Origin of the sequence: Sphingomonas arvum (assembly GCF_026013565.1) — a bacterium.
Taxonomy (GTDB): Bacteria; Pseudomonadota; Alphaproteobacteria; order Sphingomonadales; family Sphingomonadaceae; genus Sphingomicrobium; species Sphingomicrobium arvum.
On the sequence record NZ_JAPDOB010000002.1, the window covers coordinates 822,963 to 840,257 of the forward strand.

17 protein-coding genes are annotated in these 17,295 nt (G+C 61.5%); 10 read left to right on the forward strand and 7 right to left on the reverse strand.

Going from position 1 to position 17,295, the window contains the following annotated elements; genetic code table 11:
* Positions 1-528: 528 nt before the first annotated feature.
* The 3 genes from OMW55_RS11630 to OMW55_RS11640 all read right to left on the reverse strand — a co-directional run bounded on the left by OMW55_RS11630 (position 529) and on the right by OMW55_RS11640 (position 3,428).
* A complete protein-coding gene (locus tag OMW55_RS11630; RefSeq protein ID WP_264883299.1) occupies positions 529-801 on the reverse strand; it encodes a hypothetical protein in 273 nt (90 codons plus the stop codon).
* Between the two features lie 181 nt (positions 802-982).
* Positions 983-1,150 carry a hypothetical protein gene (locus tag OMW55_RS11635; protein WP_264883301.1) on the reverse strand — a complete coding sequence of 56 codons (168 nt, stop codon included), beginning with the start codon at positions 1,148-1,150 and terminating at the stop codon, positions 983-985.
* Positions 1,151-1,466: 316 nt separating this feature from the next.
* Entirely contained in the window at positions 1,467-3,428 is a 1,962-nt protein-coding gene (locus OMW55_RS11640) for a tetratricopeptide repeat protein (RefSeq protein ID WP_264883303.1), read from the reverse strand.
* 123 nt (positions 3,429-3,551) lie between these two features.
* Between OMW55_RS11640 and OMW55_RS11645 the strand changes: the two genes are divergently transcribed.
* Positions 3,552-5,528: a calcium-binding protein gene (locus tag OMW55_RS11645; RefSeq protein WP_264883304.1), complete on the forward strand. Its 1,977-nt coding sequence runs from the start codon at positions 3,552-3,554 to the stop codon at positions 5,526-5,528.
* Positions 5,529-5,592: 64 nt separating this feature from the next.
* Here the strand turns inward: OMW55_RS11645 and OMW55_RS11650 are convergent, their stop codons facing one another.
* A complete protein-coding gene (locus OMW55_RS11650) occupies positions 5,593-7,026 on the reverse strand; it encodes a M20/M25/M40 family metallo-hydrolase (protein WP_264883306.1) in 1,434 nt (477 codons plus the stop codon).
* A gap of 604 nt (positions 7,027-7,630) precedes the next feature.
* Here OMW55_RS11650 and OMW55_RS11655 point away from each other — a divergent pair.
* The 4 genes from OMW55_RS11655 (at position 7,631) to OMW55_RS11665 (ending at position 9,731) form a co-directional block, all read left to right on the forward strand.
* Complete coding sequence (locus OMW55_RS11655; protein ID WP_264883308.1) at positions 7,631-8,005, forward strand: hypothetical protein; 375 nt, start codon at positions 7,631-7,633, stop codon at positions 8,003-8,005.
* A 136-nt stretch (positions 8,006-8,141) separates the two neighbouring features.
* Positions 8,142-8,543 carry a PilZ domain-containing protein gene (locus OMW55_RS13985; protein ID WP_407822139.1) on the forward strand — a complete coding sequence of 134 codons (402 nt, stop codon included), beginning with the start codon at positions 8,142-8,144 and terminating at the stop codon, positions 8,541-8,543.
* Positions 8,540-8,716 carry a hypothetical protein gene (locus OMW55_RS11660; RefSeq protein ID WP_264883309.1) on the forward strand — a complete coding sequence of 59 codons (177 nt, stop codon included), beginning with the start codon at positions 8,540-8,542 and terminating at the stop codon, positions 8,714-8,716. The genes OMW55_RS13985 and OMW55_RS11660 overlap by 4 nt, the downstream gene beginning before the upstream one ends.
* A 676-nt stretch (positions 8,717-9,392) precedes the next feature.
* Positions 9,393-9,731, forward strand: coding sequence for a PilZ domain-containing protein (locus OMW55_RS11665; protein WP_264883311.1), 339 nt, complete (start codon positions 9,393-9,395; stop codon positions 9,729-9,731).
* A 535-nt stretch (positions 9,732-10,266) separates the two neighbouring features.
* On the opposite strand, the gene OMW55_RS11670 is transcribed toward OMW55_RS11665, so the two are convergent.
* Entirely contained in the window at positions 10,267-11,226 is a 960-nt protein-coding gene (locus OMW55_RS11670) for a winged helix-turn-helix domain-containing protein (protein ID WP_264883313.1), read from the reverse strand.
* Between the two features lie 490 nt (positions 11,227-11,716).
* Here OMW55_RS11670 and OMW55_RS11675 point away from each other — a divergent pair, with 490 nt between their 5' ends.
* From OMW55_RS11675 to OMW55_RS13990, 4 genes are all read left to right on the forward strand, one after another.
* Positions 11,717-12,187, forward strand: a complete 471-nt coding sequence (locus tag OMW55_RS11675) for a DUF6130 family protein (protein ID WP_264883315.1) — start codon at positions 11,717-11,719, stop codon at positions 12,185-12,187.
* A gap of 35 nt (positions 12,188-12,222) precedes the next feature.
* The gene (locus OMW55_RS11680; protein ID WP_264883316.1) at positions 12,223-13,488 is read left to right on the forward strand and encodes an epoxide hydrolase family protein; all 1,266 of its coding nucleotides are present in this window, start codon (positions 12,223-12,225) and stop codon (positions 13,486-13,488) included.
* Between the two features lie 50 nt (positions 13,489-13,538).
* Complete coding sequence (locus OMW55_RS11685; protein WP_264883317.1) at positions 13,539-14,174, forward strand: TMEM175 family protein; 636 nt, start codon at positions 13,539-13,541, stop codon at positions 14,172-14,174.
* A gap of 379 nt (positions 14,175-14,553) precedes the next feature.
* Complete coding sequence (locus OMW55_RS13990) at positions 14,554-15,045, forward strand: nuclear transport factor 2 family protein (RefSeq protein ID WP_407822140.1); 492 nt, start codon at positions 14,554-14,556, stop codon at positions 15,043-15,045.
* Positions 15,046-15,152: 107 nt separating this feature from the next.
* Here the strand turns inward: OMW55_RS13990 and OMW55_RS11690 are convergent, their stop codons facing one another.
* The gene (locus tag OMW55_RS11690; protein ID WP_264883318.1) at positions 15,153-15,596 is read right to left on the reverse strand and encodes a hypothetical protein; all 444 of its coding nucleotides are present in this window, start codon (positions 15,594-15,596) and stop codon (positions 15,153-15,155) included.
* Between the two features lie 353 nt (positions 15,597-15,949).
* Complete coding sequence (locus OMW55_RS11695; RefSeq protein WP_264883319.1) at positions 15,950-16,537, reverse strand: glutathione S-transferase family protein; 588 nt, start codon at positions 16,535-16,537, stop codon at positions 15,950-15,952.
* Positions 16,538-16,599: 62 nt separating this feature from the next.
* Between OMW55_RS11695 and OMW55_RS11700 the strand changes: the two genes are divergently transcribed.
* A complete protein-coding gene (locus OMW55_RS11700) occupies positions 16,600-17,295 on the forward strand; it encodes a helix-turn-helix transcriptional regulator (protein WP_264883320.1) in 696 nt (231 codons plus the stop codon).

Sequence of the window (17,295 nt, forward strand, 5' to 3'; positions counted from 1 at the left end):
TGCTCACGCGTAGAACATAAGTGGCAGTATTCGCCCGAATGAATTGCTTGGCCCAAATGGGTCGGTAAAGGCTACGCCAGTCATCCCGGCCTTGTAGCGGTTGCGGCCATCGTCCGCTCGCAGCGCACCCGAGAACCACTGCGACTGGGTGGAGGCGATGCAGCCCCAGACCTTCGCTCCCGCTGCCACAACAACGGGGGCGAGCATGTTGACCTTGAGAACGCCGCCAACCTGCCTGCACCGGCACCGTTTGGCTGATGCCGAGCAAAGCACCTGGCAGGTTCGCAGCGTCCGCATAGATAGCCATGCGGAACGTCTCCAGCGGTGCGTCACCGCCTGATACGATGTTGACGACCTGAAGCTGAGTGACAGTGACAGGCCCGCCGCTATCATTGGTGAACTGGCACACGTCATGCTCACCGGACCAAACAGCTTGGTCAAACGTGCCTGTGCCGTCGCCGGTCTTGTAGCCGAACGCGAACGTAGTTGCGGGTGCGCTGCTCGCCGGAAACGGCATGGATTGAACGATCATAGACCCACCGCCGTCCGGTCCCAGCGGGTGCCCGCAAGCAAGCTCTCACCAGCTTGCTCTGCATAATGCCGGAAGAACGCCGGAACGTGGTGGTCGCCCCAATGCCGGGAAACAAACTCGGACAAGGCCATGGCAAGGACGAGGCCCTGCCCCTCGTGGTCCAGCCCCTCCCGGCATGCCAGGGTGGCGAACTGGTGGTGCAGCTCATAGGCGCGGCGAGCCGCGTCAATCCCGCTGAGTTGGGGGCGGGCTGGTCTGTTGTGGCACACGGTTATGCTCCTCGTTGGAATGTGCCGCCTCTCGGCGGAAGTTAGCTCTGATCACGGAGGGGGCGCTCCGATCCCGGCGGGCCGCTTGCGGGACAGCGGCGCGAAAGGTCGCAGATATCGCTAACTGCAAGTTTTGTGTTGCGGGGGAAGGGGCGGGAGCCGAAGCCCCCGCCCAACCGGCTCAGAGAATACCGACCAGCTTGGCGAAGTGCGCCTTGCGCTCAAGCTGGACGTCGGTCCGCATACCAAATACAAAGTCAACTTGGCTATTCTCGGCGAAGCGCTCCTGAAGAACGCGGATCGTCAGCTCGTTAAGCTTACCAATGAGACCCTTGTTGAGGTCGCCCATGGGTTCGAGCTAGCCGCGATGCTGGGGGGCTGCGCCAAACTCCTGGCATGCCTGTTAGTGGCCGCCAGGTGACCGTCCGGTTTTCGCGCGCGGAGGCCGGAAGCAGACGCCCGTTCAGCTACGTAGCTGATGTGCGGAACCGGTCCATTCCTGACTTTTGCTCGTCAGCTGATGAGCCTCCATCTCCGCAGTTCAGAGTGCAGGCGAACGCACCCGTAAGCCCACCCTTGTTCGTCGACGCGAGTCGTGCGCGGCGGCGGCTGCAGTTCTGGTGGTGCCGTACAGCAGGGGCTCTGCCTCGGACAGCTGTCGCATCTCAGTCGACTGAGCTGCCAACCAGCTTTCTCCGACGTAGATTTTCGGAGGCAAATAGAGTTCCGGTAGGCCAGCGATCTGAAACTGCTCCACTGCTGGCAAGCACCAAGCGTTTTCCCTCCCGCTTTCGGCCGCTCAGCCAGAGGCATTCCCCGCGTATGTTGTCGACCCAAGCGCTGCGCCACGGATCATCCGGATAGTCGGCGCGGGTCACCGTTGCGGCCTCATCAAGAAGTGCAAAAGCATTGTTGTAGGCTCCACGTGCGCATCGCAGTGACGCGAGATCAGCGAGGCTGGGTCCCAAGGTGCGATGACTATGGCTCCGCGCCGCCGCGATGGCCTCGTCAAACAGGCGCTCAGCCTCGTGGCGCTGCCCGAGCCGCGCTTTGACAATGGCGAGATTGGAAAAGACAAATGCCATCTGGTCGTGGGTCTGGCCGCGCTCCACGAGATTGCTGCGCATCGCCCGTTCGAGCAGCGGCGCAGCTTCGGCGAACCGCTGCTTTTCCAGCAGCACTCGCGCAAGATTGTTGCGCGTGGTCGCCGTGTCGGGATGGTCGGGACCAAGCACTCGTTCGTCGGACACCAAATTGCCGCGGAAGAAGCGCTCGGCGCCGTCAAGATCGCTCTGCAGGTAGGCGATCGATCCGAGGCTGTTGTAATTGTCGCTCACGCTGGGGCTGGCGTTGCCTTCGGCCTTGCGGCGCAACGCGAGCGCCCGAACGAACAACGGCTTCGCGTTTTGGAGATCGCCTGCCAGCATCTGGTTTAGGCCCAGCGCTTCATAGTCCCGGGCTTGGTCGCTGATCGCCGTCTCGCCACGGGCGCGATCAAGGAGCAGGGCGCGGCGGAGATGCGGCGTCGCTTCCGGATATCGCTCGAGCTGCGTCAGGCTCTGGCCCAAGCCGGCCAGGATCCGGGAGCGGACCGACGGCGTCGCATTGGGCGCCTGCGCCAACGCCCGCCGAAACTGGCGCTCGGCCGCTTCATAATCGCCCAGGCGGAGCATCGACTCCGCCAGTGCTGCTGTCCGGCGCGCCACCGTCGTTGGCTCGGAGACCGGAATGGTGAAGCTTCGCCGGACCAGTCGATCGCTCTTCGTGTATAGCCCCAGCGCGCCGTACACGTCCGCCAAGGCGACCGCGAGTTCGGCCTTGACCACGGGCTGATCGGACAGACTGTTTTCCAGTCGATCGGCCGCTCGATCGACGATCTCGCGAGCCGTAATGGCGGCCCCCTTGGCTTCGGACGGATCGGCCAGGGAGAACATGCCCTTGACGAAGTCGACCGTCCGCTCGGCCACGGCCATTCGCTGCTCGGCAAGAGTCCGTTGGCGCAGGGCCTCCGCCCGCGACATCAAGGCGATGACGGTCAGGCCGGCCATGATCAGGAAGCCGATCGATGCTGCGCTGGCCAGGACCAGCAGCCGTTGCTGGCGCCGCGCCACCTCTCGCTGGCGAAGTTCGTCGAACGGCACGTCGATGATGCCAGCGATCAATTTGAGGATAGCGCCTGAGCGGCCGTCCGCAGTCTTTCGGACATCGGCGGCGAGTGGCTCTGGGCCGCCATCGCGCAGCGCCGGCGGCAGGCACTCCTGCTCCGGATCGGCGGCATGAGGTTGCCCGTCGACAACGACCAGCCGGATGCGGTCTCGGCGGCCGCTGTCGATGAAGGCGCGCACCTCCTGATCGACCCAGCGCGAGCGCGCGGCATGCGGCGAGCAGATTACGACCAGTGTCGTCGACTCCGCCAACGCTCTCCTGACCGCGGCATCGAGATCGGCCGAGGCCGCCAGTTCGTCGCGATCACGGAACACCGGCGGCAGCCGTGGGCCAAGCTCACCCCATGGCGCGGCGCGGCCTCGCAGGCGCTTGGGCACCGAGTAACTCTCAAGCGCACGGTGGAGCCGAATCGCCCAATCGCGGTTGCGGTGATTGTAGCTGATGAACGCGCTGTATTTCACGTCCGCTCCCACCCTTAAACGGCGTCTTTCCGGAGAAAACTATCGTTTATTTATTATTAATGATAGACCCGAGTCGTATTGACATTCCGGCTTGGGATCGGGTCGGCAAAGGGGGAGGTATCAGTGGCTCGGACCATTCGCACCGGCATTGACGCGCTTTCAGGCTACCGGCAGCTCGCGTGGGAAAACGATAGGCCGCCTTTGCCGCCCGGCGAGGACCATACCGAGATTGCCTACTCGATCACGCTCGCTAACGGGATGACCTTCGACCGGGTCACGATCTGGGGCATTGGGCTGGTCTCGCTCGGTCCGGCCACAGCGGCCCAGCAGGCGTTCGTTGCCGCCATGACGCCAACCACAAGCCTGGCCTCGTTTCCGGGCCTGTTCGCGGCCGGAGGCGTCGCCATACCCGCACAGGTGAGCGTGTTCGACATCCTCGTCGGCAATCCGGCTTCGACCGACCTTAGGATCTGGTGGAGCGGCGGCGGCGTGATCCTAACTGATCAGGGTTTCGGCGCAAGCGGCGCCACGGGTCAGACCGGCGTCCTGAGCGCCAACGGCTATCAGGCGGGGGCCGGCTTCAGCTACTGGAGCGACTTTTCGATCACGCAGGGCACCGCGTCGGGTGAGCTGATGGTCGGTACGGACCTGGCAGAGACCCTGATGGGGCTTGCTGGCGACGACACGCTGGTCGGAGGGCTCGGGGCCGACGCGCTGAGGGGCGGCGACGGCAACGATGTTCTGGTCGGCGCTGGCAAGGACCGCATGTGGGGCGATGCCGGCAACGACTGGCTCAAGGCCACTCCCGACTTCGCGCTGGCTGATGGCGGCAGCGGCTACGACCGGCTGACGGTGGATTATTCCGCCTCCAACCGCAGCCTGGTGTTGCTGTTCGACAACCTGCTTGCAGACACGAGGGTGTCCGGGATCGAGCAGCTGGAAGTCATCGGCACGAACCAGGTCGATACGATCACGGGCACCGCCGGCGACGACCGGCTGTTCGGGGGTGGCGGCTACGATGTGCTGCGCGGCGGTGCCGGCAACGATTGGCTGGACGCCGGTCCGGCGGGCCCGTCGACCGTCGGCATCATCGGCGAGCGCGGCGGCTTCTACTCGGGCCTATCGCTCGATAGCCTGTGGAGTGCCGGCGCGGGCGGTCCGACGCTAACTACCCGTGTGACCTACGTTCCGGTGCTGTTGCCACCGGCGCCGAACACGGGTGGCGATTTCAGCTTTACCGTGACTGATCCGGGCACCACGTTGTCGATCGCCTACGCTTTTCAGGGAGCGCTTGCGGGCGGGTGGGGCTACTACGACGCGCATCTCGTCGCTCCCGACGGCAGCTGGATCGACCTCCATCCCTACTCCGCGGACAATGTCGTCAGCCTGACCCAGGTCGGGACCTATCAGTTGTCCGCCAGCCTATTTTCCGGGAGCTCTTGGGAGTACGGACACCTCGACCTCACGGTCACGCTGTCCGGCGGGGAGGTCCTCTCTGCGAACCGCTTGATCGGTGGGGCAGGCAACGACACGTACGTCATCTATTCCGTGACGGACCAGATCGTTGAAGGCGCCGGCGAGGGCATCGATACGGTGCGTAGCCCATTCTCCTACGTGCTTGGCGACAATTTGGAACAACTAGTCCTGACCGGCTCCGCAGTGGACGGCACCGGCAACGGCCTTGCCAACGCCATCATCGGCAACGTAGGCGATAACTGGCTGCGCGGCCTGGGCGGGAACGACCGGCTGGAAGGTGGCGACGGAACGGACCGGCTGACGGGCGGCAGCGGTCGTGACATCTTCGTGGTGGGGCTCGATGAGCTCGGAACATCGCGATCCGGCGAGCATGACACCATCACTGATTTTATTGGGGGCCAGGACCGCATCGACCTGAGTGCACTCTACGCTGGCAGCAAATTCGGCGGAGTGAAGAAGGGGACTTCCGGCGATTTCGCGGACATCTCCAAGTACCGGGTGGCAACCATCGTGGACGGCGACAGGACCTGGGTGATCGGCGACACCGACGGACTGCCAGGCGCAGATTTCGTCCTGGAGCTAACTGGCGCGCACAACCTGACCAAGTCCGACTTCATACTTTGATGCGCCGTCCGGAGCGATGACAGGCACGCCGCAGAGCGACTCACCGGACTGCTGAGTCGTCGGCCTACTTGCCAGCGAGATCACGCAGCAGAATAGTCCAGTGCACCACATTCTGTGTAAGTGCTGCAACCGGCAGGCGCTCGTCCTTACCATGGGCGCGATTGTCGTCCGGGGTCACGACGAGCGTTCCGTCAGTGCCATAGATCGGAATGCCGGCGACGCGGAAAGGGCGGGCATCGCTTGCGCCGGTTGACATCTCCGGCGTGATCGCAACGCCTGGATGCAGCGCATGCACTGCATGTTCGAACGCTGAGACCACGTCTGGCCGCAATGGCGAAGCTAGTGACGCTACATATTTGTCATTGCGCGTGACCACCACCGTTGGATCGGCGACAATGGCCGTGAGATCCGCTTGCACTTGGTTGGGATCAACGCCGGGGAAGATGCGGCAGTTGATAAGCGCGGTCGCAACCTGCGGGAGGGCGTTATCCGCATGGCCGCCAAATAGGCGGGTGGGCACACATCGCGTCCGCGTTAGTCCGACATAGCTTTCATCTGCCTCGATCAAGTCAGGCGCAGCGCCATCGTTTGGATTGGCAAGCCATGTGCGCATGGCTCCGGCCAGCGCACCTTGTTCGGTTTTAGCGCGCGAAGCGAAATATGCTCGGGTGGTCTCGTTCAACATCGGGGTGAAGCGATGAGCTTCAATGCGATCCAGGGCGTGCGCCAAGGAGTAGATCGCATTGTCTTTGCGCGGCTTGGACGAATGCCCGCCACGGTTTCGGACTGTCAGCGTGTAACCCGCAAAGGTCTTTTCCGCCGTTTGCATGGAGAAGCTCGTAGCTCCCTTGCCGGCCTTCCGCTCGCCCCCACCGCCATCGGCGTTCAAGCCAAATTCTGGGTGGCCGAGGCGGCCAAGCCACTCGCCGGAACCTTTGTCCGCACCGACCCCGTTCGTTTCCTCGTCCCCCGTGAAGAACACCACGATGTCACGCTTCGGCGTCCAACCAGCCGCCTTCAGCTCGAACAGCGCCTGGGTGATGCCGGCGATGCCGTTCTTCATGTCGATTGTGCCGCGACCATATAGATATCCGTCCCGCTCTGTGAGGGCGAAAGGATCCGTAGTGCTGTCCTCACGCTTAGCCTCGACCACGTCCATGTGGCCAAGCAGCAGAATAGGCTTTTTCGTCGCTTTGCCCGGTGCACGCCAGCGGACGAGCAAGGCTGCCGTCGTGTCATTGCCCGTAGTCGCACTGCCGGTGTCGTAAGGGATCACCTGCACGTCGGCCGCTTGGAATCCTTTGGCGATGTACTGGTCCGCAAGATATCGGGCCATGGCGGGCACCTGGCCCCGCCCGATCACGGTCGGCGTGTTCACCAAGCGTTCGAACATCGCCCGTGTTTCCGCCTGTCTGGTGGCACTCATAGTCGGTGCGGGCGCAGCGGTGCTGACAGACGATGCACAGGCAAGTGAAGCGGCAACGATCAGGCGACGCATAAGGGGAACTCCGCTCGTGGCCCAACAAACGCTAGGGCAAGCTCATAAGCAGTCAATCGGCACGAACTTGCGGACCGCTAGGGTGCTGCCGAATGACGCCATGTGGGTGCTGGCGAATGGCTCTGGAACGTCCGGGATGGGCGCTGAGCCGACGCCATCCTCAGCATGAACGAGCGTCCGCTTCGCGTAATTGCTCGCCCGAAAACTGCCGGTCCGCTTTCCACCAAGAACGAACATTCATGACACAAGTCACGGGATGTTATGGCTCTGGTGCCCAGCTAGCGAGCCGCTGGGGCGACGCTATCCCAAGTGAGTCATAAGCGAGAACTCAAGCACCACGAACCCAGCTGGCTTAAGCGGCGCAAAGCCGATGTGGACTTGACGACGCCACGGTTGATGTCAGCGGTAGTCGTAGTGGAGGCATCACACATCACGATATAAGCGTGCAAGCGGAACCGCTAGTTCGAAGCAGGCAGGCGGAGCTCTGGACCGGCTGCTGCCGTGTCGTCAGGCGATGGTCACCGTAACTCTCTTTCTTTTACGTGTGGAGCTAACTTCCGATTAGTGCTTCAGGGTTATGCAACCCTCTCGAGAGGTCCAGTTCATGGCGTTTGGAAAGAAGATCGGGGGCGGCCGTCGCGCCGGCTCTAGAGCAACAATCCTCCTAGCCGCTTCCATCGTCGGCAAGGGTTTTGGGCGCCGGGTGGCAGTTATGGACCTAAGTGCCACTGGCGCGAAGCTTCGAGACGCACAGCCTCCGCCAGCCGGCACGGAGCTATGGTTGCGCATAGCCGGCATTGAACGGCTCTCAACCGTTCAATGGTCGAGAGGCGGGTTTCTAGGCGTCCTGTTCGACAAGCCGCTCATTCCACGAGAATTGCACGAGCTGCACCGCCAGAACTCCATCTCGATCGCGACGAAGCTCAAGCCTGAAGAGCGCCTTGCCGTTAATGACTGGAACATCGGGCTGGCACGTTAGCTGGTGAAAAGCCGTGCGAGCTGAAGGCGTCCCCTGGCTTCGTATCGTTCGCCGAAGCACATAAAAGCGGTAACGGTTTGTTACGGGTCCGTCGTTAGCTCGCAGTGAGTACCAGCTTGTTGGGTGATCCGAGTTTATGCTTCTGGCGACATCAACTCCTTCGTCGCTAATCGAGCCGAACCGACGCAAATTGAAGCGCCTGGATCTGCAGTGCCGAGCCAGGATCGTGATCGGGACCCGGCACCATGCCGGATATCTCAGTGACATATCGCCGGGCGGTGCAAAGCTTAGAACCATCACACCCATCGCGAGGCCGGGAACCGTCCTGCTGCGTCTACCGGACCTTCCAGTTCTTCGCTGCTCATTGCGCTGGCATGATGGATACAACGCCGGCGTGGCCTTCGAGCGGTCGCTTGAGGAGGGTGAGTTCCACGCTTGGCTAAGAACCCGCAGCGGCTTTGAATCACACGGCGGCCAGATGCCTCTGTGTGAAATCGTCAGGGCTGAGCCAGGCCGAGCGTGGCAGAAATTAGCATGAGTTCTGAGGATCTAGAGCAACGGTCGGCGCGCGTGGAGTTGCATTTCCTCGCAGCGATCATGGATGAGCTGATGCAAGCGCTGCTGGTTGGCGGCATCATGAGCCGCGCTCAGGTGCAATCTGTGGAGAATGCCGTGAGTGCGCGCATCGGCACCGAGCCGAGGGTCTGGTGAGAGACTGACCTCGGAGCGGCTGTAGCCGAAAGTTACGCTCCTTACGTGATCGATCAAAAGGCTAGTCCAGCTGTATCGTGAGGCCTGTTATCCCGAAGCACCGCCTGATCTGCCTCAAACCGAAAACTAGGCTTGATGATCCAGTGTTTCACTTCGAGGCCCCAAGTGACAACTCTGCGATCCAGATTGCTGCGCGCCAGGTCGAGGGTTGCGCTGCTGAGCTGTGGAGAGGCTATCAAGTGGTGGGAAGCTGGCGGGTAGCTTCTACTCCGCTAGGAAGTGCCTCAGACACCTGAATGAGACAACCCTGCTCGTCTCAGGCGAGCCGGTCGCCCCCCTTGATTACAGAACCACTGCCAGGCGAGTTCGACTCCGAGTTCACAACGTTCGGCGGAGATGGACTGCTCACTGCGCCTTTGGCTGAGTTGGAAGTTGCGGCCGATCTGGCACGGCATTCATCCAACAGCTTCTTGCAACTTTCGAGGTGCGCTTCGAAGGCTCTGGTTCCTAGCTCCGTAACCTAGCCAAGCTTGCGAAGCTCTTCAACTTGCCGCAGGCGAGCCATGGCTCAACGGGGTTGGGCAAGCATGCTTGTGGGGAGGTTAGGCACGATCCCTTACCCGCTGTTTACCCCGGTCAACGACTGCTCAAACGGGGGCGAGCAGGAGTATTTGCGATGCCGAGTTTTGGTAAGAGAGTGGACGTGCCCGGCGGCCGGCGCAGCAGCCGGCGCGATCACGTGGTACTCGCAGCCGCGGCCATGTCCTTGGACAAGTCTAGGTCGGTGGTGGTTGAGGACGTCTCCTCAACCGGGGCCAGGCTTCTGGGGCGAGACTTGCCGGGTGCCGGGAAAGACCTGCTGTTGAAGGTGGCCGCTGAGGCATTCATGGCTTGGGTGGTTTGGTCCACCGGGGAAGAGTGCGGAATTGAGTTCGAGGACCCACTCGATTCAGCCGCGGTTAGCCGCTTGAAGGCTGATGCTTCCATCGAGCACTTTCTGGTGCTCGTGGAATAAGCGGCGCAGGACCGGGAACCTCAGCAAAGGGCAGGCCGATCACAGCAACGCGCCCGCTGGCCGTCCAGATCTCCACCCGGAGGTGCCGAGGCTTACCAGAGGCTTTCTCGATGGCTTCCAGGCCACCTCGGACGCGCACCTCATCCGTATGCTCGAGAACACCCTGGTCGACATACAGAACGCGGAAGGTTTGCATCGCGCAATCAACGCACCGCTATTGTCCCCTCAGCTCAATCACTGATCGCTGCTCCGCTTTCGCGCGAGGTCTTCAAATGCTGCAGCGACATTGATGAGCAGGCGCTGTTCCGGACGACCAGAATATCGACGCGCCAAGGTCCGGCACTTGCGCGCCTCACTGGCAAAGGTGTCCTCCCGCATCTTGCCTCCCGCCAATCGAATCGAACCAAGTCGCGCGCGACGAGCGCTGACTGATTGATCGTTGGCTCGTCATGACGAAACGAAGCGCGACAATCTTTCCCGTGAATCTGAAAAACTGTGAGAACGACCGATTGGACGAGATGAGTGTCGCTCTGGGTCAGTCGGTCCGGTGCTCGGCTTGCCCCAAGCCAACGGCAGCCTCCCCCTGCGCCTCGGTTGAAGGCGCAAGCCTCTTCAGCACTTTCGCACGCACCTCTTGCGGCGTAACCGCCAAGTCGATGGCGCCGGCGGCAGTCACCATCCGCCTTTGCGCCTCTTGTCCCGCACGATCCTTCGGCCGCATCGTGTAGATGATGACGGGGACCATCATCCGTCTATCTTGCATCGCTTCGATCATCCTCAATCCGGCGAGGCGATCATCGCCGCGCCCAAGGTCGCTGATCAGGAGCGCGTAGCGGTTCATGGCGACTAGTTTGAGTGCGTCTTCTGTCGACCCCGCAAGATGCACCGCAATCCGGTGCTGCTTGAAGGCCGCGATCTCCAGTCGATTGTTGGAAGGGTGATCGTCGACCCACAAGATCGTCGCGACAGCATTAGGCGCATCATGCGTGAGCGGCGGCGCTGTGCGAATTGGCACAGCCCGCTGTGCGGGAGCGAAAGCCCCGGTGATGCCCACAGCGGACAGGATCACAAGCAGGGCCGCGACGACAACAGCGCTCGTAGAACACCGTGATCGGATCGACTTCGCAACTGATCTAGCAGGTCCGACTGGCTCCTCGTTTTCGAGGGCAGGCGCCTGGTCGCGAGCGGCCTCACGAAGGATATAGCCGACGCCGTAGGCGGCGACGATCTCGAGCCCGGATCCGCTTATGGTCCTGCGTAGCTTGCTGATCGCCTTAGCGAGTGAGTTTTCGTGGACCAGCTGATGCGGCCAGGCGGCACGCAGCAATTCCTCCTTGCTGACGCATTCGCCGAGACGCTTCGCGAGAGCCGCGAAGACGCTCCACGATCGACGATCGAGCACCGTTCTCTGCCCACTCACACTCATTGAGCGGACATGCGGATCGAATTCGAGATCCAGAAGTCGCAGCGAGGTGCCTTCCATATCGCCGATCATCTCTTTCGATCTTCACCCAGCGCAAGAACAAGGCAACTGATGCACGGTATAGGTGGCTGCTCCAAGGTGCCTGCAATATCTGACCGCGCCGTAGGCCAGCAGAGAAACATAATCGCAGTGGCACGCAAACAGTCATCTGGGCCCGATCAGCTGGTTGTGTCCGAACGTCTGCTCGTGGTGGCAAGCGGACGGGCAGCTTCAGGTGAGCAAATCCGATAAGCTGCAGTTCGTTCAGGCGGGCCAAGACGTCGGCTTAGCGCCCTTCTTGGACGCTCAAGGCGGCCTAGCGATCGCCCGTTAGCAGACGTCGTTCACCTTCCGAGCTAAATGTGTCCGGTTCCGACCCATATCGGACATTAGTGTTGCAGCAGCTCAGTGCCCTCGTTGCCCCTGCGGCTCTGCGGCGAACTGGGTATTGGTAAAGTGATGGTTAGGTGCGATGCTCTGAACTCCAAGTTTGCGAGTCGTCTCAAGAGGGAGGAGAGCAGCTGTGAGCATCCAAACTTACGGCACGATCATGCTCGTGCTCGTTGCAGCGGCGGGCGTCGCCAGCGCACAAACGGCGAGGGACATCCGCGGCGTGTCACCCTACGAAAACTCCTTGACGGATCAGCCACCACCTCGGCTTGTCGTCGATCCGCCCTTCCAAGAAGGACTGAAGGTCGGCGTTTTCCAAGCGCAGTACCGTGTCGAGAACCTTCGCATTGTCCCGGTATTTGGGCCCGACGGTTTGAAGGTTAGTCCCAGGATCGGTCACCTTCATGTGATCGTGGACGACGGACCGCAGTGGTGGGCCGACGCGAGCGACAGCAATACCGTTGATGTAGCCAATCTCGCGCCTGGCCCACACCGCGTCACTATCCAGCTGGTCAACGCAAACCACGTCGTCTTTCCCGGGCAGGTGGTAACCCTCAACTTCACGGTTCCCGCCACAGCCAAGGTAGCCCCAGTGATCCGTTAGTCCGCGTCGTCAGCCCACCAAAGGGAGATGTCGATATGCGTACGTTCCTCGTGACTCTTGGCATTCTCACGATCGGCGTGAATCCTACTCAAGCGCAGAGACCCGCCGACACAGGGATTCGCGCGTTCAGAGTGCACGTGCCGGAACGCGACATCGCAGACCTCAAGCGACGCCTTCAGCAAACCCGCTGGCCGGACAAGGAAACGGTCAACGATGCGTCGCAAGGAGCGCAGCTCGCAAACATGCGAGAGCTCGTTGGTTACTGGGGCGGCTCGTACGACTGGCGCAAGGCCGAAGCGAAGCTCAATTCGCTGCCGCAATATACGACGGACATCGACGGCGTCCGCATCCACTTCATTCAAGTACGGTCCCGCGAAAAGAACGCACTTCCATTGCTTGTCATGCACGGCTGGCCAGGTTCCGTGTTCGAGCAACTCAAGCTAGTGGGACCCCTGACGGACCCAGTGGCCCATGGTGGCAGGGCTGAAGACGCGTTTGATGTCGTAATCCCGTCCATGCCCGGGTTCGGCTTCTCCTCACGGCCAACCACTACGGGGTGGGATCCCGACCGGATTGCTCGGAGCTATGCCGAATTGATGAAGCGGCTCGGCTACAGCCGCTGGGTGGCGCAAGGCGGAGACCTGGGAGCACTGGTCGCCAACTCGCTTGGACGCCAAGCACCGCAAGGCCTGCTTGCGATCCACAGCAGCCTGCCAGCAACTCTTCCGCCCGAACTCGGACCGGCCCTCGCGAGCGGCATGGCGCCGGCCGGCCTGTCCGACAAGGAACGCGTTGCGTTTCAGGCAGTGGACGCGTTCAACAAGAACGCTCGGGCATATGCGTTCATGATGACGACCAGGCCACAGGCAGTCGGGTATGGCCTGACCGATTCTCCGGCGGGGCTTGCCGGCTGGATGCTGGTTCATACCGGCTTCGACAAATGGCAATACGGCCGGGATCCAAGGCAATCGCCGACCCGGGACGACGTGCTGGACAACTTCTCCCTTTATTGGCTGACAAACACCGCAGTGTCGGCCGCACGCGAGTATTGGGAGAACGGGTCGCGCAGCGTGCTTTCCGCCGCCGCCCAGAAAACGGCGGACATCAAGGTGCCGGTTGCGATCACGGCCTTTCCCGATGAAATTTACGTAGCTCCGGAGAGTTGGGCGCGGCGCGCCTATCCGACCCTCCTCTACTTCCACGAGGCGGCGAAAGGCGGGCACTTTGCAGCTTGGGAACAGCCACAGGTGTTCAGCGCGGAGCTGCGCGCGGCCTTCGCACCCATTCGTTCGAGACCGTGAACGCAACTATCGCGGCAATTTGCCTCGCACCGGTAGGAGCCAAGCGGCCCGTGGAGGCAAGTGCAAAGCGCAGAACGTCCATACCGCCGGAGCTTAGGCCCACGAATCGGCGTCAAGAGTCCTTTTCAGACGCGGTCTTTGCAATCGTTGTCACCATCATGATCTTGGAAATTCGCATTCCGGATGCGCTCGCTTTTGATAGCGATGGTCAAGCGCTGATGGGGCTCGCAGCCGTCGTTGCGACCTATGCGCTCAGCTTTGTCGTGATCGCGATTTTCTGGAGTAATCATCACTATCTCGTCTTCACACTTCTACGCGCTGACCGCGCAACAATCTGGCTCAACAACAATGCGTTGTTCTGGATAACCTTGATCCCGATCGTCGCACATTTCTTTGGACTTCACCCGACGGCGCCGAGGGCGGTCGCCGCCTACGCGTTCGTCGTCATGACATGTACGCTGTCGTTCGGTCTGCTGCGCGGAGCGAAGATCAGCCGAAACCAATTACACCGTTCGCTGCACCGCCGGGTTTTCAGGAGAATTTGGCCGGCCGTTATCGCTTACGGTGCCGCGATACCCTTGGCCTTCGCCGACGTACATATCGCTTGGGCATGCCTGCTTGTTCTGCCTGGGCTCTTCTTCCTGCCCGTCACGCAAAGCGCGCCGGTCGAAAACAGTGGACGATGAGGACACCTACTTCTCGGGCAAGCGTGAGCTCGCCCGTGCGGCGGCCGCCTCGAACGCTGGGGATCAGCTGGGTGTGACAGCAAGCAGACGCCCGGCCCGCAGCTAAGCTTAGGTCCGCTTTCCACCCATTCCGCAAGTAAGCTCGCCGGCTGCTTTGCGCCCATCTCGGCTGCTCAGGCCGGAAACGGCGGAACTCGTTAGCGGACCTTCGTTCGCCTCGGCTGACGTCTGCTCATGGTGGGAAGCGGAATGGCAGCTTTCGGGTCCGCACCCACAGAATGCAGAGGTGTGCCCGCGAAGGGCCTAGATGACGGCTTAGCGCCAATCGCCATCCTGGCAGCATCTTGAATGACAGGTATTCATCTGCTCGACCGCCTGCATGATCAGCCTGCTGTTTGTATTGGGTGCCCAAGCTTCCTCCCCTGCTGCTCCAGAGCTCTCTCCCGACGCGCTGAAGGCAGAGATCGCGGCTGTCGACGCGGAGTATTTTCGCCTCCTTTGGAAAGATTGTGAGGCGCCCGAAAAATTGAGGGCACTAATCTCGCCCGATCAGGAGTTCTACCATGACCAGCATGGCCTAACGATCGGGCCGGCTGCCGACTTAAGCTTCGTTGCTCGCCGGTGCGACAACCTTGCTAGAACCGGCGCCAGCACACGGAGAGTAATCGTTCCTGGCACCTTCCGCGTTGATCCCGTGCCAGGCTTCGGAGCCGTCGCTACGGGTAGGCACCGTTTCTACCGCACCGACCCGGGCAAGCCCGAACGCTTTCTGGGCTCAGCGACTTTCTCGGTCGTATGGAAGCGAACTGGTGCCAGTTGGCAAAGCTATCGAGTGCTCAGTTTGGATCATCGGAAAGCTAGCAAGCCGTGAGCGGATCGGCTGCGCGGAGCTGCTTCGAGCTCAGTGCTCTTCCCCGGGGCCGGATTCGGCGATCGTCAGAAAGCAGGCTCTGTCGCACAATTAGAGCCTCCACCCGGTCACTTCTGTGCGGGCGATCCAGCTAACATGTTTTCGTGTTCTAGGATGATGCGAAGGTTATTGTTCTCTACCCTTAGCACTGCCGTATAGGCCATTTGAGCCGTCCGGCTGCCAGCGGTCCAGCTGAAGCCACCAACGACAAGGCAAGTGTCCGGGCTGATCTGTTCATAGCTGAGATCCTGCCACGCGAACTTGTCGGGCTTTTGCCACTCTGGACTCGCGTAACGCTTACCAATTGCATCGAAGCTATCGCGACTTTTCGGTGTGAAGCCCAGTGAATAGGCTCCCAGCGCGCTGTAGCGTGCGGCGACGGCGCCTCGATCGCCTCGGGAAAGATCCGACGCATAGGCCCTCATGAACTCCGTCGCATCGCTGCCGCAGTCCACAAGCTTTGACGTAGCTTGGTTTGCGGCAAGGCCTGCTGCAATCAAAACAATGAGCATGAGGGTTATCTCTCGAGGTTTCGCGGAAGAAAGTGCCAGTAAGACCAGCTTTGGGCAACGGGTGAGCGCTTTGTTCCGCCTTCTTTCGGCCACTTGCCGACGCTCAAGCTGGCTTCAAACCGATGTCTGCGGGTGGTGGGAAGCAGAACGGCGGCTTTCGAGTTGGAAATGCTTGAAAGCAGGCGATGCCGGGGGCAAGGCTCGAGCGACTTGCCGCACCAGCACTCAAGGGGGCTGCAAGCCTGAAACCCGAAGCTGACGGTCTTTCCGACCGCCTTTCCTCGGGGTTCCGCACGATGATGTCGACAACCTTGTGGCACTTGAGCGTCTGCCCTCGATGATCCAAGCTCGGATCACCGCTCGCCCGTCGCAGCAACAGAGGGGCGTTCCTGACAGCGTGCAACCCACGCGCGGATCGCGGGAGTGGTGGCCATCTGATCGCCGAACCAGGCGAAGGGTCCTGCGCAGAGCAGATCGGCGGCACTGTAGCTATCGCCGAGCAGATAGGGCTGCTTGCTCAGAACCGCGTCAAGGTGGTCCCGCGCCGTATCGTAATCGCGCAGTGAAGCTGTAACGGCGGGATGGCTCAGCCCTGCCCAGGACAAGATCGCCACGGGCTCGAGAACGCCCTGATACCAGATCAGCCACGAGATGTAGCGGCCTCGCTGCTCGTGACCGACCGGTCGCCCGAGGCCGGCCTCGGGAAAGCGATCGGTCAGGTAGAGAACGATCGCAGCTCGCTCTCGCACACTGTCCTCTCCGTCTATGAGATAGGGCACCTTTTTTTCAGGATGCGCATTTCGAGGGTCAGGACCTCCCGAGCCGTCCTGACGAGGGATCGTGACTTCGATCGTGTCGATCTGATCCGTGATGCCCAGCTCGATTGCCAACTGCTTGATGCTCGTGGAGCGGCTGTTCGGTGCATGGTAGAAGCGCAACATGGTGGTTCTCCTGACGTGGTCGGACTTGGAATAAGCCAGTCATCCTGACAGAAGTGGTCAGCATGGCACGGGCTGACCGACTGATGCGTCTAATGGACCTGATCCGGCGATTGCCGGCGCCGGTCACGGCTGGGCGCCTCGCGGACGAAATGGAGATCTCGCCCCGCCAGTTGTACCGCGATGTTGCGACGCTGCGCGCCGGCGGCGCCATCATCGAAGGCGAGCCCGGCTTCGGCTATACGCTTACTGAGGACATTGCCTTGCCTCCGCAGAGCTTCTCTCGACTTGAGATCGAAGCATTGCTGCTCGCAGCTCAGGCGCTCCAGCGCTTAGGCGATGAAGAACTGGTGCTCGCCGCGCGCTCGGCAGTGCAACGTATCGTAGCCACTCTTCCGGAACGGCAGGCCAAGCAGGCACTGCACGCGATCATGCGCAGTTCTGCGGCGTCGCCGACGCGTCGTGCACCCCAGATCGAACTGGCCCTCGTGCGAGAGGCATGCTGGAACGAAGAGGCATTAATGATCGGATATCTCGATCAAGATGGCATCGCGACCGAACGAGCCATCTGGCCGCTTGCCCTATTCTACGGGGAGGATGCGCTGATGCTCCTCGCTCAGTGCCAGCTGCGTCAGGACTTCCGCATCTTCCATGTCAACCGTATCAGTGCGATCCGACTTACAGGCAACAGCTTCCGGCCTCGACGGGTCGCCCTACTGCGCGAATTTACCATGCTACGCGGGAGACCAGCTGCTCATTAA

Coding starts and splice junctions, on each gene's coding strand:
- OMW55_RS11665 (WP_264883311.1), top strand. CDS start 9,393: ATGCCGAGTTTTGGTAAGAGAGTGGACGTGCCCGGCGGCCGGCGCAGC.
- OMW55_RS13985 (WP_407822139.1), top strand. CDS start 8,142: ATGCTTCTGGCGACATCAACTCCTTCGTCGCTAATCGAGCCGAACCGA.
- OMW55_RS11680 (WP_264883316.1), top strand. CDS start 12,223: ATGCGTACGTTCCTCGTGACTCTTGGCATTCTCACGATCGGCGTGAAT.
- OMW55_RS11655 (WP_264883308.1), top strand. CDS start 7,631: ATGGCGTTTGGAAAGAAGATCGGGGGCGGCCGTCGCGCCGGCTCTAGA.
- OMW55_RS11660 (WP_264883309.1), top strand. CDS start 8,540: ATGAGTTCTGAGGATCTAGAGCAACGGTCGGCGCGCGTGGAGTTGCAT.
- OMW55_RS11695 (WP_264883319.1), bottom strand. CDS start 16,537: ATGTTGCGCTTCTACCATGCACCGAACAGCCGCTCCACGAGCATCAAG.
- OMW55_RS11700 (WP_264883320.1), top strand. CDS start 16,600: ATGGCACGGGCTGACCGACTGATGCGTCTAATGGACCTGATCCGGCGA.
- OMW55_RS11690 (WP_264883318.1), bottom strand. CDS start 15,596: ATGCTCATTGTTTTGATTGCAGCAGGCCTTGCCGCAAACCAAGCTACG.
- OMW55_RS11670 (WP_264883313.1), bottom strand. CDS start 11,226: ATGATCGGCGATATGGAAGGCACCTCGCTGCGACTTCTGGATCTCGAA.
- OMW55_RS13990 (WP_407822140.1), top strand. CDS start 14,554: ATGATCAGCCTGCTGTTTGTATTGGGTGCCCAAGCTTCCTCCCCTGCT.
- OMW55_RS11650 (WP_264883306.1), bottom strand. CDS start 7,026: ATGCGTCGCCTGATCGTTGCCGCTTCACTTGCCTGTGCATCGTCTGTC.
- OMW55_RS11635 (WP_264883301.1), bottom strand. CDS start 1,150: ATGGGCGACCTCAACAAGGGTCTCATTGGTAAGCTTAACGAGCTGACG.